General features: G+C 75.8%; 20 protein-coding genes and 1 pseudogene. 18 read left to right on the plus strand and 3 right to left on the minus strand.

The genetic code is table 11. The annotated features are described in order from the left end of the window. Positions 1–20: 20 nt before the first annotated feature. The 8 genes and pseudogenes from CFP66_RS20690 (at position 21) to eccB (ending at position 7,679) form a co-directional block, all read left to right on the plus strand. Positions 21–1,064, plus strand: a complete 1,044-nt coding sequence (locus CFP66_RS20690) for a DNA-directed RNA polymerase subunit alpha (RefSeq protein WP_094926757.1) — start codon at positions 21–23, stop codon at positions 1,062–1,064. Between the two features lie 2 nt (positions 1,065–1,066). After that, positions 1,067–1,606: pseudogene (gene rplQ / locus CFP66_RS48585) on the plus strand (50S ribosomal protein L17); the annotation flags it as partial. Positions 1,607–1,992: 386 nt separating this feature from the next. Continuing rightward, entirely contained in the window at positions 1,993–2,772 is a 780-nt protein-coding gene (truA, locus tag CFP66_RS20700) for a tRNA pseudouridine(38-40) synthase TruA (RefSeq protein WP_233159589.1), read from the plus strand. A gap of 173 nt (positions 2,773–2,945) precedes the next feature. Next, positions 2,946–3,200: a hypothetical protein gene (locus tag CFP66_RS49270; protein WP_233159571.1), complete on the plus strand. Its 255-nt coding sequence runs from the start codon at positions 2,946–2,948 to the stop codon at positions 3,198–3,200. Between the two features lie 52 nt (positions 3,201–3,252). Further along, the gene (locus CFP66_RS20705; RefSeq protein WP_233159572.1) at positions 3,253–4,686 is read left to right on the plus strand and encodes a cytosine permease; all 1,434 of its coding nucleotides are present in this window, start codon (positions 3,253–3,255) and stop codon (positions 4,684–4,686) included. Then, positions 4,686–5,147, plus strand: coding sequence for a nucleoside deaminase (locus tag CFP66_RS20710; RefSeq protein ID WP_094926840.1), 462 nt, complete (start codon positions 4,686–4,688; stop codon positions 5,145–5,147). Before CFP66_RS20705 ends, CFP66_RS20710 begins: the two co-directional genes overlap by 1 nt. Next, on the plus strand, positions 5,144–6,097 hold the full coding sequence (locus tag CFP66_RS20715) for an isopenicillin N synthase family oxygenase (RefSeq protein ID WP_094926766.1): 954 nt from the start codon (positions 5,144–5,146) through the stop codon (positions 6,095–6,097). The genes CFP66_RS20710 and CFP66_RS20715 overlap by 4 nt, the downstream gene beginning before the upstream one ends. Before the next feature lie 160 nt (positions 6,098–6,257). Then, entirely contained in the window at positions 6,258–7,679 is a 1,422-nt protein-coding gene (eccB, locus tag CFP66_RS20720; protein WP_158228159.1) for a type VII secretion protein EccB, read from the plus strand. A 32-nt stretch (positions 7,680–7,711) separates the two neighbouring features. On the opposite strand, the gene mycP is transcribed toward eccB, so the two are convergent. After that, a complete protein-coding gene (gene mycP, locus CFP66_RS20725; protein WP_143517320.1) occupies positions 7,712–9,121 on the minus strand; it encodes a type VII secretion-associated serine protease mycosin in 1,410 nt (469 codons plus the stop codon). 76 nt (positions 9,122–9,197) lie between these two features. Next, complete coding sequence (gene eccD / locus CFP66_RS20730; RefSeq protein WP_094926772.1) at positions 9,198–10,577, minus strand: type VII secretion integral membrane protein EccD; 1,380 nt, start codon at positions 10,575–10,577, stop codon at positions 9,198–9,200. 149 nt (positions 10,578–10,726) lie between these two features. Between eccD and eccCa the strand changes: the two genes are divergently transcribed. The 9 genes from eccCa (at position 10,727) to CFP66_RS20775 (ending at position 20,763) form a co-directional block, all read left to right on the plus strand. After that, a complete protein-coding gene (gene eccCa, locus CFP66_RS20735) occupies positions 10,727–14,608 on the plus strand; it encodes a type VII secretion protein EccCa (RefSeq protein WP_094926774.1) in 3,882 nt (1,293 codons plus the stop codon). A 33-nt stretch (positions 14,609–14,641) separates the two neighbouring features. Next, positions 14,642–16,036, plus strand: a complete 1,395-nt coding sequence (locus tag CFP66_RS20740) for a type VII secretion-associated protein (protein WP_143517321.1) — start codon at positions 14,642–14,644, stop codon at positions 16,034–16,036. A gap of 126 nt (positions 16,037–16,162) precedes the next feature. Further along, entirely contained in the window at positions 16,163–16,474 is a 312-nt protein-coding gene (locus CFP66_RS20745; protein ID WP_198961567.1) for a WXG100 family type VII secretion target, read from the plus strand. A gap of 9 nt (positions 16,475–16,483) precedes the next feature. Beyond that, positions 16,484–16,771 (plus strand): WXG100 family type VII secretion target, encoded by a 288-nt coding sequence (locus CFP66_RS20750; RefSeq protein ID WP_094926777.1) that lies wholly within the window; start codon positions 16,484–16,486, stop codon positions 16,769–16,771. 245 nt (positions 16,772–17,016) lie between these two features. Next, the gene (gene rplM / locus CFP66_RS20755) at positions 17,017–17,460 is read left to right on the plus strand and encodes a 50S ribosomal protein L13 (protein ID WP_094926778.1); all 444 of its coding nucleotides are present in this window, start codon (positions 17,017–17,019) and stop codon (positions 17,458–17,460) included. 23 nt (positions 17,461–17,483) lie between these two features. After that, the gene (gene rpsI / locus CFP66_RS49275; protein WP_233159573.1) at positions 17,484–18,125 is read left to right on the plus strand and encodes a 30S ribosomal protein S9; all 642 of its coding nucleotides are present in this window, start codon (positions 17,484–17,486) and stop codon (positions 18,123–18,125) included. A gap of 4 nt (positions 18,126–18,129) precedes the next feature. Then, positions 18,130–19,473, plus strand: coding sequence for a phosphoglucosamine mutase (gene glmM / locus CFP66_RS20765; protein WP_094926779.1), 1,344 nt, complete (start codon positions 18,130–18,132; stop codon positions 19,471–19,473). A 619-nt stretch (positions 19,474–20,092) separates the two neighbouring features. Continuing rightward, the gene (locus CFP66_RS20770) at positions 20,093–20,368 is read left to right on the plus strand and encodes a hypothetical protein (protein WP_143517322.1); all 276 of its coding nucleotides are present in this window, start codon (positions 20,093–20,095) and stop codon (positions 20,366–20,368) included. Beyond that, entirely contained in the window at positions 20,365–20,763 is a 399-nt protein-coding gene (locus tag CFP66_RS20775; protein WP_094926781.1) for a hypothetical protein, read from the plus strand. Before CFP66_RS20770 ends, CFP66_RS20775 begins: the two co-directional genes overlap by 4 nt. A gap of 122 nt (positions 20,764–20,885) precedes the next feature. On the opposite strand, the gene CFP66_RS20780 is transcribed toward CFP66_RS20775, so the two are convergent. Then, positions 20,886–21,713 (minus strand): dienelactone hydrolase family protein, encoded by an 828-nt coding sequence (locus CFP66_RS20780; RefSeq protein WP_094926782.1) that lies wholly within the window; start codon positions 21,711–21,713, stop codon positions 20,886–20,888. Between the two features lie 211 nt (positions 21,714–21,924). Between CFP66_RS20780 and CFP66_RS20785 the strand changes: the two genes are divergently transcribed. Continuing rightward, positions 21,925–23,385 (plus strand): NAD(P)H-hydrate epimerase, encoded by a 1,461-nt coding sequence (locus CFP66_RS20785; RefSeq protein WP_094926783.1) that lies wholly within the window; start codon positions 21,925–21,927, stop codon positions 23,383–23,385. The last annotated feature ends 23 nt before the right edge of the window (positions 23,386–23,408 follow it).

Below are 23,408 nucleotides of genomic sequence, written 5' to 3' on the forward strand. Positions count from 1 at the left end.
CCTGAAGGAGGCACAACCCCATGCTGATCTCTCAGCGTCCAGGTCTGGCCGAGGAATCGGTCGTCGACACCCGCTCCCGGTTCGTCATCGAGCCGCTGGAGCCGGGCTTCGGTTACACGCTGGGCAACTCGCTCCGGCGCACCCTGCTCTCCTCCATCCCCGGCGCGGCCGTCACCAGCATCCGCATCGACGGCGTGCTGCACGAGTTCACCACCGTGCCGGGCGTCAAGGAGGACGTCACCGACATCATCCTCAACCTCAAGGAGCTGGTCGTCAGCTCCGAGGAGGACGAGCCGGTGACGATGTACCTGCGCAAGCAGGGCCCCGGCCCGGTCACCGCAGGCGACATCGTGCCCCCGGCCGGTGTCACCGTGCACAACCCGGACCTGCACATCGCCACCCTGAACGACAAGGGCCGCCTCGAGGTGGAGCTCGTCGTCGAGCGGGGCCGCGGCTACGTGCCGGCCATGCAGAACAAGGCCACCGGCGCCGAGATCGGCCGCATCCCGGTCGACTCGATCTACTCGCCGGTCCTGAAGGTGACCTACAAGGTCGAGGCCACCCGTGTCGAGCAGCGCACCGACTTCGACAAGCTGGTGCTCGACGTCGAGACGAAGCCCTCGATCTCCCCGCGGGACGCGCTGGCCTCGGCCGGCAAGACCCTCGTCGAGCTGTTCGGCCTCGCGCGCGAGCTGAACGTCGACGCGGAAGGCATCGAGATCGGCCCGTCGCCGCAGGAGGCCGACACCATCGCGGCCTTCGCGATGCCGATCGAGGAGCTGGACCTCACCGTCCGCTCCTACAACTGCCTCAAGCGCGAGGGCATCCACACCGTCGGTGAGCTGGTGGGCCGCAGCGAGGCCGACCTGCTCGACATCCGCAACTTCGGTGCCAAGTCCATCGACGAGGTCAAGATGAAGCTCGTCGGCCTCGGGCTCGCGCTCAAGGACAGCCCGCCCGGATTCGACCCGTCGGCCGCGGCCGCCGAGTACGGCTCCGAAGGGTTCGACCCCGAGACGTTCGGGGACGACGGCCAGGACTACGCAGAAACGGAGCAGCTGTAGCCATGCCTCAGCCCACCAAGGGCCCCCGCCTCGGCGGGTCGCCCGCGCACCAGCGGCTGATCCTGGCCAACCTGGCCACGTCGCTCTTCGAGCACGGTCGGATCACCACCACCGAGGCGAAGGCGCGCCGGCTGCGGCCGTACGCCGAGCGGCTGATCACCAAGGCGAAGCGGGGCGACCTGCACAACCGCCGGGAGATCATGAAGGTCATCCGCGACAAGTCGGTCGTGCACCGGCTCGTCGAGGAGATCGGGCCGTTCTTCTCCGACCGCAACGGTGGCTACACGCGGATCACCAAGACGCTGCCGCGCAAGGGCGACAACGCCCCCATGGCAGTGATCGAGCTGGTCTCGCAGAAGACCGTCACCGACGAGGCCGACCGCGCTCGCCGGGTGGCCGCGTCGCAGCAGGCCAAGACCGAGCCGGCCGCGGAAGCTGCGCAGGACGCAGCCGACACCGCCGACGAGGCCTCGACCAAGGCGCTGGACGCCGCGGTGGCTGCCGAGCCCGGCAGCGCAACCGAGGAGAAGGCGCTCGACGCCGCCGAGTCGGCCGAGCAGGCCTCGGGTGCGGCCACCGAGGCCGCGGAGAGCACCTCCACCGAGGACGCGCCGTACGGCGAGGGCAGCCACGCCCCGCTGGACGACGCGTCCGAGGCCCCGGAGGGTTTCCCGATCAAGGGCAACGACGACTCGAAGCTGTACCACGTTCCCGGGTCGTCGCACTACGACCGCACCGTGGCCGAGGTCTGGTTCGCCACCCCGGAGGCCGCCGAGGCCGCCGGGTTCCAGCTGCCCGCCTCCCAGCGTGAGGACGCCTCCTCCGAGGAGTCCTGATCGCGGGAACGCACCATCCCGTCGAGCCCGCCGCCCATCCGGACGGCGGGCTCGACGGCGTTCCGGAGCCGACGTCGCGGTTCCGGCTCGACATCGCCTATGACGGCACCGAGTTCTCCGGGTGGGCTCGTCAGCCCGGCCGCCGGACGGTCTGCGGGGCGCTCGAGGGCGCTCTGGGCACGGTGTTGCGCACCCCGGTCGCGTTGACCGTGGCAGGACGCACCGACGCCGGCGTGCACGCCACCGGCCAGGTCGCCCACGCCGACCTGCACGCCGGGCTGGACGCGGTGTGGCTGGTGCGCAGGCTGGCCCGGCTGCTGCCGCCCGACGTGCGGGTGCGGGCGGTCACGCCGGTGCCGGACGCCTTCGACGCCCGCTTCTCGGCCCTGCGGCGCCACTACCGCTACCGGGTGGCCACGGCGCCGTACGGGGCCGATCCGCTGCGCGCCCGCGACACGCTCTCGTGGCCGTTCCCGCTCGATCTCGACGCCGTGCGCGCCGCCTCCGACGGCCTGCTCGGCGAGCACGACTTCGCCGCGTACTGCAAGCGGCGGGAGGGCGCCACGACGGTGCGAGGGCTGCAGGAGCTGACCTGGACCCGCGGCGACGACGGCGTCGTGGAGGCAGCCGTGTCGGCCGACGCCTTCTGCCACTCGATGGTCCGCAGCCTCGTGGGGGCCCTGCTCGACGTCGGGAGGGGTCGGCGCGGGGTGGAGTGGCCCGGTGCGCTCCTGCATCGCACCGAGCGGGCGAGCGAGGTTCCGGTGGCGCCGGCCCACGGCCTGACGCTGGCGGCGGTCGACTACCCGTCCGTGCCCGAGCTCGCCGCCCGGGCGAACGCCACCCGGCGTCTCCGCGTCCCGCCCGCCTGACTTCCGAGAGCCCAGTTCGGGCACGAATGCGCTGGTGCGGCCCCTGTCGACGGACCTGTTCACCTGCGCGCAATTCACACGAAGGCCCGAAACACGTACCGTTACCCCGGCCCGCTCTGCTTCACCCGATGAGCGGAGCAGCTCCCCTTGCGCGACGACCGAACGGAGACGCCGTGACCGCGACGCCAGACGTACGGCTGGACGACCCCCTCCGCAATGCCGACGGCCGGTACCCGGCCGTCGAGACCGGGTGCGACGAGGTGCGCGCGGAGCCCCCCGTCGCGGCGCGAACGGTCTCGCCGGAGCAGGTCGACTGCGCCGTCGTGCAGCTGCGGGAGCGTCGGGGCCGCACGGCGGCCGAGCAGATGCAGGCGGTGCTGCGGGCCCTGGACCTCACGGTCGAGTGCCGCAACGAACATCGACGTTAACTATTTTCGCCTCCCGTTGCCCTGGCGGGCGACGGTCCCCGAGGGTGGTGGCGTGAGCGCCGATCCCTCGCCTGCCGATCCCTCGCCTGCCGAGGTCTCGCAGGATCGCGCGTACGGCGACCGCGTGGTTGCGGTCGAGCCGGGCGGCAACGAACCGATCCCCGCCGCCGAGCGGCACGGCAGGCCCCGTCAGCTGTTCTGGACCTGGACGTCGCCCAACCTCGAGTTCGCCACGATCTTCGTCGGTGTGCTGTCGGTGTCGGCGTTCGGGCTGACGTTCCCGCAGGCCGTCGCGGCGGTCCTGCTCGGGAACGCGATCTCCGCGCTGGCGCACGCCCTGCTGTCGGCCCGCGCACCGGCGGCCGGGGTGCCGCAGATGGTGCTCGGCCGGCTCGCGTTCGGTTACCGGGGAAACGCCGCGCCCGCCGCCCTGATGACGATCACCTCCGGGTTCGGCTGGTTCGCCGTGAACAGCGTGAGCGCCGCGTTCGCGCTCGACGCGTTGACCGGGGTCCCCGCGGCGGCCTGCCTGGTCGTGGTCGTGCTGGTGCAGATCGGCGTCGCGTTCGTCGGGCACAACCTCGTGCAGGCGTTCGAGAGGTTCGCGTTCCCGGTGCTCGCTGTCGTGTTCGCGATCGGCGCGGCGATCGTGCTCGCGCAGTCCGACCCGGGCTTCCTGCCCGAGGGCGGTGGTACCGGCGGCGTCGGCGGGTTCCTGCTCACCGTCGGCGCGGTCGTCGGCTACACCGCGGGCTGGACCCCGTACGCGGCCGACTACGCCCGCTACCTGCCGGCCGACTCCTCGCGCCTGCGCACCGGGCTGGCGGCCGGGCTCGGTCTCTTCGGCTCGACGAGCGTGCTGATGATCGTCGGCGCTGCGTCGGTGAGTGCCACGGCCGCGGCCGGGATCGTGTCGGACAACCCGGCCACCGCGTTCGTCGGCGTGCTGCCCGGCGCGCTCGCGGCGCTGACGCTGCTCGCGATCGCGCTCGGCGCCGTGGCCGCCAACGTGCTGAACGTCTACTCGGGCGCGATGGCCTTCCTCAGCGCGGGCGTGGACGTGCCGCTGCGCTGGGCGCGCGCCGTGGTGGCGCTCGCGTTCGGCGTGGTCGGATTCGTGATCGCGGTGCTCGCGCTCGGCGACGCCGCGCACAGCTACGAGGCGTTCCTGCTCGTCATCGTGTACTGGATCGGGCCGTGGCTCGGTGTCGTGCTCACCGACCAGTACCTGCGGCGCGGGCGGCTGCCGGCCGAGCTGCTCTACGACCGCGCGCACCGCAACCACGCGGGGCTGGTGGCCCTCGTGGTGGGCATCGTGGTCTCCGTGCCGCTGTTCTCCAACCAGGTCCTGTTCACCGGGCTCGTCCCGCGCCTGGTGCCCGGCGTCGGCGACGTGACGTTCCTCGTCGGGTTCGTGCTCGCGGCGCTCGTCTACGCGCTGCTGTTCCGGCGGGTTGCGGCACGCCCGGCGGGACCCGCAGAGTGATGTCCGTGGCTCTCGACCCCGGCACGTTGCTCGACACCGCCCTCGAGGAGGCCCGCAGCGGCCTCGACGAGGGCGGCATCCCGATCGGGGCGGCGCTCTTCGCCGCCGACGGCACGCTGCTCGGCCGCGGGCACAACCGGCGCGTGCAGGACGACGACCCGTCGACGCACGCCGAGACCGCGGCGTTCCGCGCCGCCGGGCGGCAGCGCGACTACCGCAGCACGGTGATGGTCACGACGCTCTCCCCGTGCTGGTACTGCTCGGGACTGGTGCGCCAGTTCGGGATCGGCACGCTCGTCGTCGGCGAGGCGAGCACGTTCTCCGGCGGTCACGACTGGCTTGCCGAACACGGCGTCGCCGTCACGGTGCTCGACGACGAGCGCTGCGCCGCGCTCATGGCCGACTTCATCGCCGCCCGGCCCGAGCTCTGGTACGAGGACATCGGAGAGGTCCACTCATGATCCCCTCGATCGACCTGGCGGCGTGGCGCGCCGGCGACCCGACGACCGGCCCGACGGTCGACGCCGCCCTGCAAAGGGCCGGCTTCCTGCTGGCCGCCGGGCACGGCGTCGACGACGCACTGCGCGCCGAGGTGCGCGCGGCGGCGCGGCGGTTCTTCGCGCTGCCCGCCGAGGTCAAGCAGCGCTACGCGGTGCGGATCGGGGGCCGGGGCTGGCTCGCGCCCGGCGTCGAGGCCAACGGCAACGTCGAGGGCGCCGAGACACCGCCGGACCTCAAGGAGTCGTTCGCCGTCGGGCCCGAGACACCCACCGGCGACGCCGCGGTCGACGCGGTGTGGTTCCCGCCGAACGTCTGGCCGGCCGAGGTACCGGAGCTGCAGGCGGCCGTGCAGCGCTACGTCGGGGCGATGACCGCGGTGTCGCGGGAGCTGCTGGAACTGTGCGCCGACGCGCTCGGCCTGCCGCGCGACGCCCTCACGGCGCTCGCCGGGCACCCCACCTGGACGTTCAACATCAACCGGTACCCGCCGCTCACCGAGGTGGGCGCGCCCGCGCCGGGGCAGTTCCGCATCGGCGCGCACACGGACTTCGGCACGGTCACCGTGCTCGACCGGGAGCCGGGCGCCGGCGGATTGCAGGTCGACGTCGACGGCGCGGGTTGGTCCGACGCGCCGTACGAGCCCGCAGCGTTGACCGTGAACATCGGCGACCTGCTCGCACACTGGACCGGATTGCGCTGGCGCTCCGGTCGGCACCGGGTGCTCCCACCGCAGCCGGACGCACCGCACGAAGAGCTGATCTCGCTCGTGTTCTTCTTCGAGCTCGACCACGACGCGCTGGTCACACCGCTCGCACCGCCCCTCGGGCGGCAGGGGGACCTGCCGCCGGTCGTCTCCGCACCGTTCCTGCGGGAGCGCTTGGACGCGATCTCGGTGGGCGGCAACGACTAGCGGTACTCGGTTGATCGTCCCGAGATCCAGCGAGCCTGGGCCGGTTCCGGGCGGCGGGTGCGCGCCGGCTCGTGCCCCGAGGTGGGGTCAGCGCCGGTGAATCCTCGGTGGGATCCGCCGAACGCCCACGACGGAGCGGGCGCGTCGTTACCGTCGGCACGTGCCCTCAGCGAACGGCGTGCGGGCTCCCGCCACCCGCGACCAGGCGGATGCCTACCGCTTCGGCCTGCGGCGGCTCGAGGCGGCGCTGGTGCGCGGCGATCCCGTGCCGATGCACGAGCAGATCCGCTCGCAGCGCCGGGCCGCACTCGCCGGCGTCGTGCTCGGACTGTGCGTCGCCGCGGTGCTCGCCGCCGTGGTCCCGCGCCCGGACTGGACCCGGCAGGCCGTGGTCATCGGTGCTGAATCGGGAGCGATGTACGTGGTGGCGCACGGGCCGGACCGTCTCGTCCCGGTGGCGAACCTGCCCGCTGCCCGGCTGGTGCTGGCGGCGCTGCGGGCCGGCGGGAGCACGGACGCCCACCCGGCCGAGGCCACACCCGTCACCGTCGCGGACTCCGCGCTCGACGGGGCGCCGCGCACGCCCACGGCCGCCGTGCCGGGTGCGCTGGCCGTCCGGCCGGGCGGCCCCCCGGTCCCGCCGCACTGGGCGGTGTGCGACACGGTCACACCCGAGGGTGCGCTGAGCGCCACCACGGTGCTCGGGGGGACGGCTCCGATCGCGGCGGCGGCTGCCGGGGACGGTGTGCTGCTCGTCGGCCCCGACGGGAACACGTGGCTGGTCACGGCGGGGCAGCGGCACCGCGTCGACGTCGGTGACGGCCGGCTCGTCGCCGCGTTCGGGCTCACCGGGCGCGTCCCGCGGGAAGCGGCACCCGCCCTGCTGACGGTGCTGCCCGAGGGGCCGCCGCTCGTCACACCCGTGGTGGCGGGCCGGGGTGAGCCGGCTCCCGGCGACCTGCCCGGGCGGATCGGGGACGTGCTCGTGGCGCACCCGGTCGGCGGCCGGGTGCAGCATTACGTCGTGCTCGCCGGCGGGCTGCAGGAGGTGCCGGCACTCCCGGCCGAGCTGCTGCGGGTGGCGTCGGGGCAGGCGCAGGCCACCCCGGTCGGGGCCGGGGAGCTCGCCGGCGCCGCGGTCGTCGACGAGCTCGCCGTCGGCGGTTGGCCCGCGGGCGCGCCGCGGGTGCGGGAGGCCGCGGAAGCGCCCGTCGTCTGCCGGACGTGGGGTGCGCCCGGTACCGGGGGCGGGGTGTGGACCGGCCCGGCGGTGCCCGCCGGGAAGTGGTCGCCGGTGGCGCTCGCACAGGCCGACGGGCCCGGTGAGCGGGTCGATGCCGTGGCCGTCGGCCCGGGTGGCGCCGTGCGCGCCACCCCGGATGCCGGCCCCGACCCCGGTGGCGCGCTCTGGCTGGTGTCCGCCACCGGCGTGGCCCACCGCGTGGCCGGTGACGCCACCGCCGCCGCGCTCGGGATCACCGCCGCCGAGCCCGCACCGGAGGCGGCCCTGCGGCTGCTGCCCACAGGTCCCACCCTCGACGCCGCCGCAGCGGACCGGGTGGTGGACGTCCTGTCGCGGTGACCGGTGTGGTCAGCGGGTGCCCTCGGGGGGCTTCAGCCCGGGCGGGCACGGCGCCGTAGGACCGCGGCGGTCAGGCCGGCCGCGGCGAGCAGGGCGCCGGCGGCCAGCAGGCCGACGGGTCGCAGGGCCGGTGCCGGTGAGTCGGACCGGGGGTCGGTGCCCGGCAGTGCCGCCATCACCGCGCCGGCCGCGGCCTCGGGTGGGGGTGCGGGGGTGAGCCGGGCAGGGAGGGTCGTCAGCGCCGCGAGCGGGTCGACGACGCCGTGGCCGAGCGCGTCGCTGCGGTCCGGATGCGGGCGGGCCGTGGCGAGGATGCGGTCCACGACCTGGGCCGCGGTCAGCTCGGGGAACCGCTCGCGCACGAGCGCGGCCACACCGGCCACCCACGGGGCTGCGAAGCTCGTGCCGTCGAGACCCCCGACGGTGCCGCCGCCGACCGCCAGCGAGCGCAGGCCCGTGCCCGGGGCGGCCACGTCGACCCACGGGCCGGGCATCGTGAACGGGGCCGGGGCGTCGGTGGGGGTGACGGCGCCGACGGTGAGCACGTCGTGGTCGAACCACCCCGGCAGGGCGACCTGGCCGGGAACGTCCATGGCACAGGAACCGGTGCCGATGTTGCCCGCTGCGGCGACCACCACCACGTCGGCACGGGCCGCGAACCGCAGCGCGGTGTGCAGCGCCGCTCCTGCCTCGGCCGCCCGTTGCGCCGGTAGGCAGACGGCCTCGGAGATGTTCACGACGTCGGCGCCCGCGCGGACCGCGAGCACCACGGCGTCGGCGAGGGTGTTGGTGTCACCGGCCGGGCGACGGCTCCCGTCCGGCGCGGGCACGTCGAACGACGGACTGGACTGCCGGATCGCGAGCAGCCCGGCGTCGGGAGCGATCCCGATCGGCGGGCCCGAGTGCTCGTCCGGTGGTGCCGCGGCCGCCACCAGGCCCGCCACGGCGGTGCCGTGCCCGTCGCAGTCGTCGAGGCCGTCGCCCCCGGTGAGGTAGTCGCCGCCACCGCGCAGCCGGGGGCCCAGGAGCGGATGCGGTGCCACCCCCGTGTCGATCACGGCGACGAGCTGACCCCGTCCGGTGGCGAGCCGGTGCACCGCGGCCGGCGGGAGCCCCCCGGCTCCCGCAGCCACCGCAGTGGGCGGGGTGTCGGCGCGCGGGGGAGTGCACCGCGCGGGTGCCCGCAGCCCGTCCGCCGCGGTGGGTGGCCGGCCCGCGGGCGGGATGCCCCGCACCGGCGGCGGACCCGGCGGCTCCGGCAGCGCGCTCGCCCCGTCCGTGACGGTCGCCGGGGGGCCACCGGGACCGGCCACCGCCGGCGGAGCGGCGGTCGCGAGGACGAGCGCGGCCAGCCCGACCGCGACACCGACGCGTCGATGATCGATGCGAGGTCCACCCGATCGTCCCCGCCGGGGCCTCGAGCCGGACCTCGCGACGATCATGGCGCCATGATCGCCCGGACGTCCGCCGATGCGGCCCTCCGTGACGGCGGAACCCGATCTCGGATCGATCACGTTTCTACAGCCCGCGAAGGAGCCGGAACAGGTCCATCGCCGCGAACGCGAGCGGGACGGTGGCCGCGCAGAGGAGCCCGTCGAACAGGTCGACCGCGCGTCGCGACACCGGAGAACCCGCCGGCCGGCTGCGGGCGACGGCGAGCAGGCCCGGCACCACCACCACGAGCAACACACCCACCGCGAGGATCCGGGCCTGCGGCTCCGGGCGCGCGAGTGCGAGCCCGGCGAGCCCGATCAGGCCGATGACCGCGCTGCCGAGCAGGGTGCGCGAGGGGGCTGCGTCGGCGAACCCACGCGCGCGCAGGGCGAGGACCGCGACGACGACGGCGGCGAGGGTGGGACCTGCCCAGCCGCCGTCGGTGGCCGCCACGAGCGCCCCCGCCGCCGCCACCGCGGCACAGCCGCCGACGAGCCCGGCGAGGTAGCCGCGGGCGAGGTCGGACCGCTCGGCGAACTCCTCGGGCGGCAGGAGGTCGGGAGCGTCGTCGGCGTCGGCCAGTTCGGAGCCGTCGGCGGGCACGACCGGGCGCGGCAGCCCGGACAGGCGCAGCGCGGCCCGCGGCAGGAGCGGTCCGACGACGACCATGAGCGCCGCCACCGCGGCCGCGACGGCGGTGGGAGGAGCGGCGAACCGCAGCACCGCGACCGCGCCCGACCCCACGGGCACGGCGGCGACCACGACGGCGACCAGCGCAGGTGCCACCACGCGCAGCGCGAGCTGCGCGACGGCGGCCACTACGCCGGCCGCCGCGGTGGCGAGCAGCAGCGGTCCGGCCGGGGACGCCGCGGGCAGCGCGGCCCAGCCCGCGGCCGCCGTGAACGGCACCGCTGCGAGCGCCGCGGCACGGGCCGCGAGCTGTGCCGGACCTCCCGTGGATGCCCGTGCTCGCCGGGCGAACCGGGCGGCGAGGAGCACCAGGGCGGCGCCCGCGACCGCGGAGACGGCCACCCGCAGCGCGGCGCCGTCGGCCGGCCCGGTGGCGAGCAACGTGGCGGCGACGGCCGCCACCACCAGCACCGCGGCCGCGGCGAACCGCCGGTCCGGCGTGCCCGCGCCGCCCGCCGAGGCCGCGAGCGCGTCGACCGGGTCGTCGAACACCGGTGGTGGGGGTGGCGGGGCGTCGGGCGCGAGCCGGAGGAGCTCGCCGTCGGGGACGCCGAGCTGGGCGAGCGTGGCCCCGGGCGGGAGCGGCGCGCCCGCCGCGCCGGACAGCCGCCAGGGCTCGGGCCGCAGCCCGAACAACGGTTCCCCGACCAGTTCCAGCAGCATGGGAACGAGCTCGGCGACGGGTACATCGACGGGCAGCGCGACGTCGACCCGGGCACCCGGTGCCAGCACCGTGAGCCGGCAGTACTGCGCCTGCTGGGCTGCGCTGCGCATGGGCCCCCTCCGCGACGCCGGACGCGACGAGTTCTGCCGAACGGCCTCGGCGCGGGCCGTCGGCTGCCTAGCATCGCAGCGGCGGTGGCCCCGGCGGGGCCGTTCCGCAGATCTCGTCGGAGTGGATCGGCGGTGTCAGGGGGAGGGCGATGACGGTCGTCGGAGCCGGGCGCGCGCGTCGGGTGCCACCGCCGATGCCCGGCGGCGAGCTCGTCCTGGAACCGCCGCCGGAGCCCGAGCGCGTGGTCCCGCCGGGTGTGCTCGCCCGGCTGCTCCCGTTCGTGATGCTGCTCGGCTCGGTGGGGTTCGTCGCGGTGCTCGGCGTGCAGAACCCCACGTCGTGGTTGTTCGCGGGGATGTTCGCCGTCTCCACGCTGGGCATGGTGGCCACGGGTGCGGGCCGCGGCGGGGGCAACCGCGCGGCCGGCACCGACGAGGACCGGCGCGACTACCTGCGCTACCTCTCGGTACTGCGAGGGCGCGTGCGCGCCATCGCGGCGGAGCAGCGGGCAGCGCTCGAGTGGGCGCACCCGGACCCGGCCGCATGGCCCGCGGTGCTCGCCGCCGGGCGGTTGTGGGAACGCAGCCCCGCCGACCCCGACTTCGCCCACCTGCGGGTCGGGCGCGGCACCCAGCGCCTCGCCACCCGCCTGGTGGCCCCGCAGACCGGCCCGGTGGACGGCCTGGAACCGATCGCCGCCCTCGCCCTGCGCCGCTTCCTGCGCGGGCACGCGGTCGTCCCGGACCTGCCGGTGGCGCTGTCGCTGCCGGCCAGCAGCACGGTGTGGCTCGAACCTGCGGGCGGGGCGGGGCTGGACCGGGTGCGCGGCCTCGCACGCGCCCTCGTCGCCCAGTACGCGCTGTGGCACGCACCCGCCCACGCGCTGCTCGCGGTGGTGGCGCCACCCTCGCTCGCCCACGAGTGGGAGTGGGTGAAGTGGCTCCCGCACGCCGCGCACCCGCGCCGGCGCGACGTCGTCGGGCCGCTGCGGATGGTCACCGCCGACGCCGACGACGTGCGTCGTTGGTGGCTCGGGGAGCTGACCGGCCGCCCCACCGGACCAGGGCCGGGCGAGCCGCACCTGCTGGTGGTCGTCGACGACGTGACCGAGGGCCCGGGCCCGTGGGCGGGCGTCGCGGGCGTCACCGTGCTGCGGGTGGGGGCGCCGCCGGGAAGGCGCGCGGCGCCCTCGGTGGTACGGCTGCTGGTGGCACCGGACCGGCTGCAACGCGGCGGCGAGCAGCCGGCCGACATCGGCAGGCCCGACGAGCTGACGGTGGCGGAGGCCACGGCGCTCGCCCGCAGGCTGGCCCGCCACCGCAGCACCGACGAGGCCGACACCGGGGAACCGGGCCGGTCCGCGACCGGGCTCCCCGCGCTGCTCGGGCTCGGGCCCGGCCCCGACGGGCTCGCCGCGCTGCGGGCGGCACGGGCCCGTTCGGAGGCCGACCGGCTGCGGGTCCCGATCGGCGTCGACGAGCACGGCGGCGTCGTCGAGCTCGACCTCAAGGAGGCGGCGCAGGGCGGCAGCGGCCCGCACGGGCTCTGCGTGGGCGCCACCGGCTCGGGGAAGAGCGAGCTGCTGCGCACGCTCGTGCTCGGCCTGGCCGCCGCGCACTCGTCGGAGGAGCTGAACCTCGTCCTCGTCGACTTCAAGGGCGGGGCCACGTTCCTCGGTCTCGGAGGCCTCCCGCACGTGTCCGCGGTGATCACGAACCTCGCCGACGAGATCGGCCTCGTCGACCGCATGGCCGACGCGCTCGCCGGGGAGATCACGCGCCGCCAGGAGGCGCTGCGGGCGGCGGGCAACCTCGTGGGCGTCGCGGAGTACGCCGCCGCCCGCCGGGCCGGCGCCGACCTGCCGCCGCTCCCGGCGCTGTTCGTGGTGGTCGACGAGTTCTCCGAGCTGCTCGCACAGCGGCCGGAGCTGATCGACCTGCTCGTCACGATCGGGCGGCTGGGCCGTTCGCTCGGGCTGCACCTGCTGCTCGCCTCGCAGCGGCTGGAGGAGGGGCGGCTGCGCGGGCTCGAGTCGCACCTGTCCTACCGCATCGCGCTCCGCACGTTCTCGGCCGCCGAGTCGCGCGCCGTCCTCGGGGTGCCCGACGCGCACCAGCTGCCGTCCGCGCCCGGCTCGGCGTTCCTGACCACCGGCACCGGCGAGCTCGTCCGGTTCCGGGCCGCGTACGTGTCGGGGCCCGACACGGCCCTCCCGCCGCGGCCTCCACAGGGCCGACCCCGCGCCTACCCGTTCCGGGTCCGGCCGCTGCCCGCCGCACCGCCCGACGCGCCCGAGGCCGCCCCCGAGGACGAGTCCACCGTCCTCGAGGCCGTCATCGCCGCGATGGCCGGCAGCGGACCGCCCGCCCACCGGGTCTGGCTCCCGCCGATGGACGCCCCGCCCCCGCTCGACGCCGTGCTGGGGGCCGTGCTCCAGGTGCCCGGGCGTGGGCTGTCCGCGCCGCGGCGGCCCACGCTGCAGGTGCCGGTGGGCGTCGTCGACCGGCCCTACCAGCAGCGTCGGGACGCACTCGTCGTCGACCTGGCCGGCGCGGCCGGGCACCTGGCGGTCGTCGGCGCGCCTCGGAGCGGGAAGTCGACGGCGCTGGCGACCACCGTGCTCGGGCTCGCCCTGACCTGCACCCCGGACGAGCTCGGCGTGCACGTCCTCGACTTCGGCGGTGGCGCGCTCGGGGCGCTCGCCGGCCTCCCGCACGTCGGCACGGTGGCCGGCCGTCAGCAGCCCGATCTCGTCCGGCGGGTGGTCGCGGAGTTCGCCGCCGTGCTCGCTCGCCGGGAGCGGTTGTTCGGCGAGGCCGGGATCGGCACGGTGGAGGAGTTCCGGGCGCGGCGCGCGGCGGGCGCGTTCCCCGGCGAGCCGACCACCGACGTGCTGCTCGTCGTCGACGGGTACCTGGTCCTGCGCGGCGAGTTCGACGACCTCGAGGCCAGGTTGCTGCCACTGGCCGCGCAGGGCCTGTCCTACGGGCTGCACCTCGCGGTGTCGGCCACCCGCTGGAGCGAGCTGCGCCCGGCGCTGAAGGACCTGCTGGGCGGGCGGATCGAGCTGCGGCTGGGGGAGGCTGCCGAGTCCGAGGTCGACCGCCGCCGGGCCGCGGCCGTCCCCGACCGTCCGGGTCACGGGCTCGCCGCGGACGGCGCATCCGCGGTCGTCGCCGCTCCGCGCCTGAGCGCGGGCGCCGCCGAGCCGTCCGTCCTCGCCGGTGCGATCGCAGCGGGCTGGCCGGGCCCCGGGTTCGCCCCGGTCCGGCTGCTGCCCGGGTGCGTGGCGCTCGACCGGCTGCCGCCCCCGGCGCCGGACGCGGTGGGCGTCCCGCTCGGCGTCGACGAGGAGCACCTGGCACGCGTCGAGCTCGACCTGGCCGCGGAGCCGCACCTGCTGTGCTTCGCCGACGCCGAGAGCGGCAAGACCGCGCTGCTGAGGCTCCTCGCACACGGCGTCACCGCCCGGTACGCGCCGGAGCGGGCACGCATCGTGGTGGTCGACCACCGCCGCACCCTGCTCGGTGCGGTTCCTGCCACGCACCTCATCGGCTACGCCAGCACCGCCGAGGCCACGGCCGCGGCCGCGGGGGAGGTGGCGGCGTCGTTGCGCAGGCGGCTCCCCGGGCCCGACGTCACTCCGCGGGCCCTGCGGGAACGGAGCTGGTGGAGCGGACCCGACGTGTTCGTCCTCGTCGACGACTACGACCTCGTCGCCCCGGGCGGCGGGGCGCCGAACCCGCTGCTCCCGCTCGTCGAGTTCCTGCCGCAGGCCAAGGACGTCGGGCTGCACGTCGTCGTCGCCCGGCGTTGCGGCGGGGCCGCCCGCGCCCTGTTCGACCCGGTCCTCGGCCGGCTGCGCGAGCTGGCCGCGACGGGGATCGTCATGAACGGCGACGCCGACGAGGGCGCACTCGTCGGCGCGGTGAAGCCGACGCCCGGCCCGCCGGGTCGTGCGGTGCTCGTCGACCGGCGCCGCGGCACGCGCCGCATCCAGCTCGCCTGGCTGCCGCCGACCGATGGATGACCGGGTGGCGCCGAGGCAGGTTCGGGGCGGGCGGTGAGTGGCACGCCGGTCCGGGTGGCCGTGCAGGCGGGCGCGGCGACGGTCCGGGTCGCCGGGGCCGCGGCCGAGGGCGCGCCGTGGCTGCTCGCCGAGCTGCCGGCGCCCGGGCCCGGAACCGCGGCGCTGCTCGCCGAGCTGGTGGGTCCCGCGCCGGAGGAGCTCGTGCTCGTCCACCCCGGCCGGTGGCCGCCCGACCGCGTTGCGGAGTGGGTGCGCCGGCACGCCGGGCTGGCCGCGCGGGTACGGGCCGTCGCGGCGCCGCTCGCCGCCGCCGGGCGCGGTGGCGGCGCGGTGCTCGACGTCGGGGCTTCCGGTGCGGAGGCCGCCCTGCTGGCCGTCGACGGCAGCGTCTGCGCCATCGCCACGGCGGAGGTGGGCGGCCGGGTGCTGGACGAGTTGCTGGCGGCTCACGGGATGGGTGGCCGCAACGGCGCCCGGGAGGTGCGCGAGGCCCTGTCGCTGCTGCCCGCCGTCGAGGGGATCGCCGCGGCGGACCTGGACCGGGTGCTCGCCGCCCCGCTCGGCGCCGCGGTGGACGCGTTGCGCGATGTGCTGGCGGGCGCCGGTCCGGCGCCGGTGCTGCTCGTGGGCGGCGTGGCCCGCAGCCCGCTGCTGGCCCGTGTGGTCGACGACGCCGGGATCGCGGGTGCCGTGGTCGCACCGCGCCCGGACGCCGCGGCCGTGCTCGGGGCGCTCGCGCCGCCCGCGGGCCACGACGTGCGCCGCAGCGGCCACGAACGCGGCGCGCGGGTGCCTGCGGAACGCGCCGGCGAGCTCCGTCCCGAGCGTGGCGAGGCGCCCGAGCCGGTCGCGTCCCGGCTCCCGCCGCTCCCGCCGCGGCGGCGCCGCCCGCTGCGTGCCGCGCTGCGCACGATCGCGGTGGCGGGCGCCGTCGTCCTGCTGCTCGTCGCCGGACGGCTCCTCGCGCCACCGGCTGGTGCCGGGGTGGCCGCGGGTGTGCTGGTGCAGTACGGATACCGGCTCGACCTGCCTGCGGGCTGGGAGCACACCGGTGGGTTGCCGGAGCGGCGCCGCGTGCTGCTCACCCCGGTGTCCGCACCCGAGGGCAGCGACCTGATCGCGGTCGAGCGCTCCCCGCTCGGCTACGACGCCTCGGCCGAACCCGAGCGCGCGCGGGCGGAGCTGCGCGGGGTCTTCGACACAGCTGTGTCGCGCGGTTCGGCGCTCGCGGACTACGACCCGGACGCGCGGTTCGCAGGCCGCGAAGTCACCTCCTACCGGCAGGAGGACGGGCGGACCGTCGTGGACTGGTTCGTCGTCCTCGACGGCGACGCGCAGCTCAGCGTGGGGTGCCGGCACACGCCGGCGGGTGCCGCGGCAGTGGGTGCGGCGTGCGCCGTCGTCGTCGGGTCGGTGCGGGGTTCCTGACGCGCTCGCTGCGCCGGGGGCGTTCACACCTGCACACGTTTTCCCGCGTTCCGCCCCACGGCGTGCACCAGCGGTGCGAGCGTGCCGGGGTCAGGTTCCCGATACGCACGGACAGGGGTGATCGGCATGGCCGAGGGGTTCGGCACGAGCGTCGAGGAGATGCAGCGTGCGGGCAAGCACGTGCTCGCGGTGAACGACACGGTGCAGGCCGATCTGGCCACGTTGCGGGCGCGGCTCGGGCCGCTCGCCGGCGCGTGGCGCGGGGATGCCTCCACGGCGTTCCTCGCGCTGATGGGCCGCTGGGACGCGGACGCCAAGGCGCTCGGCGAGGCCCTGCGGGGGATCGGCGAGGCGATCCAGGGTTCGGGAGCGAGCTACCAGGCGCAGGAGGAGCAGCACTCCGGTGACCTGTCCGCCATCCGCGCGGCTCTGGGCTGAGGGGGCACAATGTCCGAGATCAAGGTCACGTTCGGGGCGCTCGAGGCGGCACGGGGCGACGTCGGAGGCACGGCCACCCGCATCTCGGGGCAGCTCGAGGAGCTGAAGCGGTTCCTCGCTCCGCTGGTCGCGTCGTGGGAGGGGCAGGCCGCCACGGAGTACCGGGAACGGCAGAGGCAGTGGGACGTGGCGGCAGGCGACCTGGCTGCGGTGCTCGCCCAGATCGGCGTCGCGCTGGGCACGGCGAACGAGAGCTATCGCCAGGTCGAGCAGGCCAACGCGGCGCGCTGGCGCTGATCGGAGCGTCCCGCGCCGGGAGCCCGGCGCGGGACACCGGCGGGTGAACGCGGCCTGGGTGGGGGGCGTTTTGACCCTCCGCCGAGGCGGCGGGTACGCTCGTTCTTCGATGTGCGGTGGGTGGACACCCGCGGCCGTGCCACCACGGCACGCAGGGCTCGGTCACCGGGCCCGGCGCCCCAGCATGCCGCACTCGCGCACCAGAGGCAGCTCCCACGAGCAGACGACAGCGACGAGGTAGGTCCGTGCCCACGTACAGCCCCAAGCCCGGCGAGATCAACCGCGCCTGGCACGTGATCGATGCTTCGGACGTGGTGCTCGGCCGCCTCGCCACGCACGCCGCCACCCTCCTGCGCGGCAAGCACAAGCCGACCTACGCGCCGCACATGGACACCGGTGACTTCGTCGTCATCATCAACGCCGAGAAGATCGCGGTCTCCGGCACCAAGCGCGACGACAAGTTCGTCTACCGCCACAGCGGTTTCCCGGGCGGCCTGAAGCAGCGCTCGGTCGGCGAGATGATCGAGAAGCACCCGGACCGGCTCGTCGAGAAGGCGATCAAGGGGATGCTGCCGAAGAACCGCCTCGGTCGGGCGATGGCCAAGAAGCTCAAGGTCTACGCCGGCCCGGACCACCCGCACGCCGCGCAGCAGCCGGCCGCGTTCGAGATCACCCAGGTCGCCCAGTGACCACGCCAGAAGAGGGACAGCCCGTGACCACGCCCGAGCCCGAGTCCGACATCGAGGCCGTCGAGGCCGTCGAGGAGGCCGCGGTCGACGCCGAGGCCACCGAGATCGCCGACGCCACCGACGCCGACGCCGACGAGACCGCCGACGTCACCGAGAACGCCGACACCGACGAGGTCGCGGAGTCCGGCGAGACCGCCGACGCCGAGTACACCGACGAGTACGACGCCGAGGTCGACGCCGACTTCGGTGCGCTGCCCGAGGTCCCGTCCGGCTACGGCGACCGGCCGATCCAGACCGTCGGCCGCCGCAAGGAGGCCGTGGTCCGCGTCCGCCTGATGCCGGGTTCCGGTGCCTTCCGGCTCAACGGCAAGGCGCTCGAGGAGTACTTCCCGAACAAGCTGCACCAGCAGCTGATCCGGGAGCCGCTGGTCACCGTCGAGAAGACCGAGCGGTTCGACATCTTCGCCAACCTCAAGGGTGGCGGCACCTCGGGTCAGGCCGGTGCGCTGCGCCTGGCCATCGCGCGTGCGCTCATCGAGGCCGACTCGGAGGACCGCCCGCCGCTGAAGAAGGCCGGCTTCCTCACCCGTGACCCGCGCGTCATCGAGCGCAAGAAGTACGGCCTCAAGAAGGCCCGCAAGGCGCCCCAGTACAGCAAGCGCTGATCACTTGAGCGAACGGCGTCTGTTCGGTACCGACGGCGTCCGCGGATTGGCCAACGGCGAGCTCCTCACCCCGGAGCTCGCCGTGGCTCTTTCCGTCTCTGCCGCACGTGTGCTGGGTGAACGGAACGGCTCCCGCCGGCCGGTCGCGGTGATCGGCCGCGATCCGCGTGCCAGCGGCGAGATGCTCGAGGCTGCGGTCGTGGCCGGGTTGTCCTCGGCCGGAGCCGACGCGGTGCGGGTCGGCGTCGTGCCCACGCCCGCAGTGGCCTTCCTGGTCGGCGAGCTCGGGGCCGACTTCGGAGTGATGATCTCCGCGTCGCACAACCCGATGCCCGACAACGGCATCAAGCTGTTTGCCGCGGGCGGTCACAAGCTCCCCGACGCGGTCGAGGGCGAGGTCGAGGCCGAGCTCGGTGCCACGGGCGCGCGGCCCACCGGAGCGGCGATCGGCCGCGTCCGGGACCTGCCCGATGCGGCCGCCCGCTACCGGGACCACCTGCTCGCCGCCACCCCCGCCACCCTCGGCGGGCTGCGTGTGGTGGTCGACTGCGCACACGGTGCCGCATCCACGGTGGCCCCGCAGAGCTACCGGAGCGCGGGGGCCGACGTCGTCGCGGTGCACGCCGAGCCGGACGGGCTCAACATCAACGACGGCGTGGGTTCCACGCACCTCGGCCTGCTGCGCGAGGCCGTCCGCGCGCACGGCGCCGACCTGGGAATCGCCCACGACGGCGATGCCGACCGTTGCCTCGCCGTCGACGCCGACGGCGCCGAGATCGACGGCGACCAGATCATGGCCGTGCTCGCCGTCGCGATGCGCGAGGCGGGCGAGCTGGCCCAGGACACCCTCGTCGCCACGGTGATGAGCAACCTCGGCCTGCACCTGGCGATGCAGGAGGCGGGCATCGCGGTGCGCACCACGGCCGTCGGTGACCGCTACGTGCTGGAGGAGCTGCGCGAGGGCGGGTTCAGCCTCGGCGGCGAGCAGTCCGGCCACGTCGTGCTCCCGCGCTACTCGACCACCGGGGACGGCCTGCTCACCGCACTGCGGCTGATGGCGCGCATGGCGGCCACCGGGCGATCCCTCGCCGAGCTGGCCGCGATCGTCACGCCGCTGCCGCAGGTGCTGCAGAACGTCGAGGTCGCCGACAAGGCCGCGGTGGCCGGGTCGGAGGCCGTGCGTGAGGCGGTCGGGAAGGCGGAGGCGGAGCTCGGCGGCTCCGGGCGGGTGCTCCTGCGCCCCTCGGGCACCGAGCAGATGGTCCGGGTGATGGTCGAAGCCCCCACCGCCGAGCAGGCGCAGGCCACGGCCGTGCGGTTGGCGGAGGTCGTCGCCGCGGCCGGCTAGCGCGCCGGCCACGAACGTCCACGGGCTGATGCGACGGCCGGTCCACCGATCACCGGCAGGCCCGCCCACGCGCGCCGTTCTGCGTCCACGACCCCGTCGTCGGGGTGCACGGCGCCGAGCCCGACCCCCCTCGCCGAGCCCGGCCGGGTTGGGCGCAAACCACGAATAGCGTGGTCGCCCGGGCAGGGATCGGGGGAACTCGGCCGATTGCACGGAAGGCCTGGCCGGGGCGTGGGGCAGTGGTCGCGAGCCGGGACGGCGCGCCCACAGGAGGTTTTTCGTGGTCACATCGACACCAGGGCTGTGAGATCCGCCGGCGGCAACCCCTGACGTCGATCTGATCATGAAGCAGGCGGCCGTGATCAGCGAGAGTGGTGTCAGGGCGACAGATCTGTCGCCCCCGGAACACTCCTGGCGATCATGACGGCGCATCGGTGTGCGAGATGTACGTGAGCGCGAGGGCACTAAAGGGCATTGACGTGCCGTGCACACCGCGACCCGTAGTTCGATCAATGCCGGCGCACATCTGCGGTCGGCGCACTGCCCACCGCCGGACAGCGGTGATGGCCACTTCCCGCGTTCGGGCGTGCGGGACGGCCCGGTCGGGCACCATCGGTGCATGGCTCCCGAGCTGCACCTGGATCCCGACCGGTTGCGCGCCCACGCATCGGCGGCCGCCGGCATGTCGGAGGAGCTGCGCGGGGCTTTGCACGAGGCGCCGGACGGAGTGGTCGCCGACACCGAGCAGGAGCGGATCCGGGCAGTTGTCGGCGGGGCGGTGCGAGAGCTGGCGAACCTGAGCGCAGCCCTGGCAGGGGCGGCCGAGGCGGCGGGCTCGGCGGACACGGAGGTCGGGCGTTCCCTGCGTGCGATCCTCGATCCGGACCGGGTGTGAACCGATCGCCGCAGCCCGACGACGACGTCGCCCGGCAGGCCGCCCGCTGGTACGACGGGCTCGCGGAGGTGCTCTCCGACGTCGGCCGCCGGGTCGCGCAGCTGGGCGAGCAGGTCGCAGGAGACTGGCCGGACACGCACGGCCGGGAGTGGGCGGACCGCATCGCAGAGGTGGGTGGCGCGCTGCGCCGCGAATCGGCTGCTGCCCAGGAGCTGGCCGAGGCCCACGCGCGGCAGGCAGGGCAGTACGGCTTTCCCGCCGCGCCGCTCACCGGCCCCGCGGGTTTCGTCGGCCGTCGCACGGGGGCGCGGCTCGCGGGCACCGAAGCCGAGCGCGTGGACGACGAGCGGGGGATGCAGATCGCCGAGCTCCCGCCGACGCCACCGTCCGGCTGAGCGCCGGCACCCACCCCGACCGCGACTCGCGGGTGTCAGGCCGCGACTCGCGGGGGTGGGGCCGCGACTCGCGGGGGCCCCGCGAGTCGGGGCGTGGGTGTGGTCGTGTCGGGGTCGCGCGGTCAGTCGTGGGCGGCGAGCGTGGTGCCGGGGACCTTGCCGTCCACGAGGACGTCGACGCGGTCCTCGTCGCAGAGGTGGTGCAGCAGGAACGCGGTGACCAGGGCGCGGGTGAGACGTCGGGTCTTGGCGTCCGGGCTGCCGGAGAGCACGAAGTCGCTCCAGTGCACACCCGCGAGGAAGCCCGTGTGGGAGGCCTTCGTGAGGGTGCGGAGCTGGACGGGGCCACCGGCAGCGGCGGCCACGGGCTCCGCGTGACCGGCCGCCGGCGCCACGGTGTCGCGGCCGGCGGCGAGGTGCAGTACCGGAACGGTGACGGCGCGCGCGGCGTCCAGCGCGGACGGGCGGGTCTGGGCGAGGGCGATCGTCACGACGGCGGCGACCCGCGGATGCCCCTGGGCCGCGAGCAGGGCGATCCCGCCGCCGATGCCGTGGCCGGCGAGGGCGGTGCGGCGGGAGTCGACGCTGATCCGGCCGTCGCCGAGGCGCACCCCGGCGCAGACGTCGAGCGTGGTGCGCAGGTCGGCCGCGAACCCCGCGTGGCTGGGCAGCACACCCCGGTGGCTCCCGGGTGCGGCGGCGACGATGCCCCAGGACGCCAGGTGGCGCAGCAGGTCGGCGTAGCGCTCGGGAGGCTGGAGCCAGTCGTGGGCGAACGCGACCGCGGGCAGCCCGAGGCCCTCTTCGGGGGCGAAGACCACCCCGGGGAGGCCGACCATTCCGAGATCCCCACGCAGCACCGGGTGCGGACCGGGCCGGGACAGGTGCTCGACGGCGTCCTTGGCGCCGCGCACCTCGGGCGGCCGGGTTGCAGGGCGGGTGCGGGTCACACCGCGCACGCTACCGCGCGCCCCCGGTGCACAAGGGGAAGCGCGGCGGCGGCGCGTAGTGCGTCGACCACAGACGTTCGCCGGCTCCGCTCGTGGGGCGGCGCGTGGTGTGCGTCGCTCGCCGCGGCGGTCGTGCCCCCGCCGCTGCAGGACCCGCCGAACGGTCGTGGCCGCCGTCTAGTCTCGCCCGCATGCCGACGACGGACTGTCGATGAGGGGCGTCTGGACGGCCCAGCAGGTGCGTGCGGCCGAGGCCGTCCTGCTGGGACGTACGCGAGAGGGTGCGCTCATGCGCCGGGCCGCGTTCGGGCTCGCCGTGCACGCGCGCCGGATGCTCGCCGCGGGCGGGCGGGTGGCGGGCCGCCGTGTCGTGCTGCTCGTCGGCGCGGGCAACAACGGGGGCGACGCGTTGTGGGCGGGCGTGGAGCTGCGCAGGCGCGGTGTGGGCGTCACGGCGGTGCTGCTCGATCCCGCACGGGCGCACCCGGCGGGGCTCGCGGCGCTGCGCCGGGCGGGCGGGCGGGTCGTGGACGCGGAGGCCGGGCTGGTGGCGGAGCTCGGTGCCGACCTGGTGATCGACGGCATCGTCGGCATCTCCGGGCGCGGGGCGCTGCGTGAGCCCGCGGCCGGGCTCGTGGCCGCCGTCGAGCGTGCGGGCGTCCCGGTGCTGGCCGTCGACCTGCCGAGCGGTGTCGACCCGGACACGGGCGCGGTGGACGGCCCGGCGGTCTCGGCCACCGCGACGGTGACGTTCGGCGCGCTCAAGCCCGTGCACGCGCTCGCGGCCGCGCGGTGCGGTCCGGTGCACCTGGTGGACATCGGGCTCGGACCGTTCCTGCCCCAGCCACACGCGTTCGTGCCGACGGCAGGCGACGTGGCCTCCCGTTGGCCGGTTCCCGGTCCGGCCGACGACAAGTACAGCCAGGGTGTCGTGGGCATCGCTGCGGGCTCGGCCACCTATCCCGGCGCGGCCGTGCTGGCCACGGGCGCTGCGGCGCTCGCGACGAGCGGCATGGTCCGCTTCGCGGGCAGTGCCGCACCCGGGGTGCGCGACCACTGGTCGGAGGTCGTGACCACCGGGTCCGTGCAGGACGCCGGGCAGGTACAGGCGTGGGCGGTCGGGCCGGGCATCGGCGTCGACGACGCGGGTCGCGGGGTGCTCGCCGAGGTGATCGCGCGGGACGTGCCGCTGTGCGTGGACGCCGACGCGATCACGCTGCTGGCCCGGCACGCCGACCTGCGCGCGGCCCTGCACGGCCGACCGGTGGTGATCACGCCGCACGACCGCGAGTTCGCGCGGGTGGCGGGCGAGGTCGGTCCGGACCGGATCGGTGCCGCGCGCCGGGCCGCTACCGCCCTGGGCGTGACCGTGCTGCTCAAGGGCAACGCCACGGTCGTCGCCGATCCCGGCGGTCGGGTCCTGGTGCATCCCGCGTCGTCGTCGTGGGCGGCGACGGCCGGTTCCGGTGACGTCCTGACGGGCATGACCGGCGCGCTCCTCGCTGCCGGTCTGGAGCCCTGGTGGGCCGCGGCCTGCGCCACCTACGTGCACGACATCGCCGCCGGCATCGCCGCGAAGGGCGCGCCCGCCCCCGCGTCACTGCTGCAGGCCGCGATCCCGGAGGCCGTCCGCGCGGTGCGGGGGCGGACGGGGCCGACGAACGGGCGCTGAACCTGGCGGGCGGAGCGCCGCTC

Origin of the sequence: Pseudonocardia sp. MH-G8 (assembly GCF_002262885.1) — a bacterium.
GTDB lineage: Bacteria > Actinomycetota > Actinomycetes > Mycobacteriales > Pseudonocardiaceae > Pseudonocardia.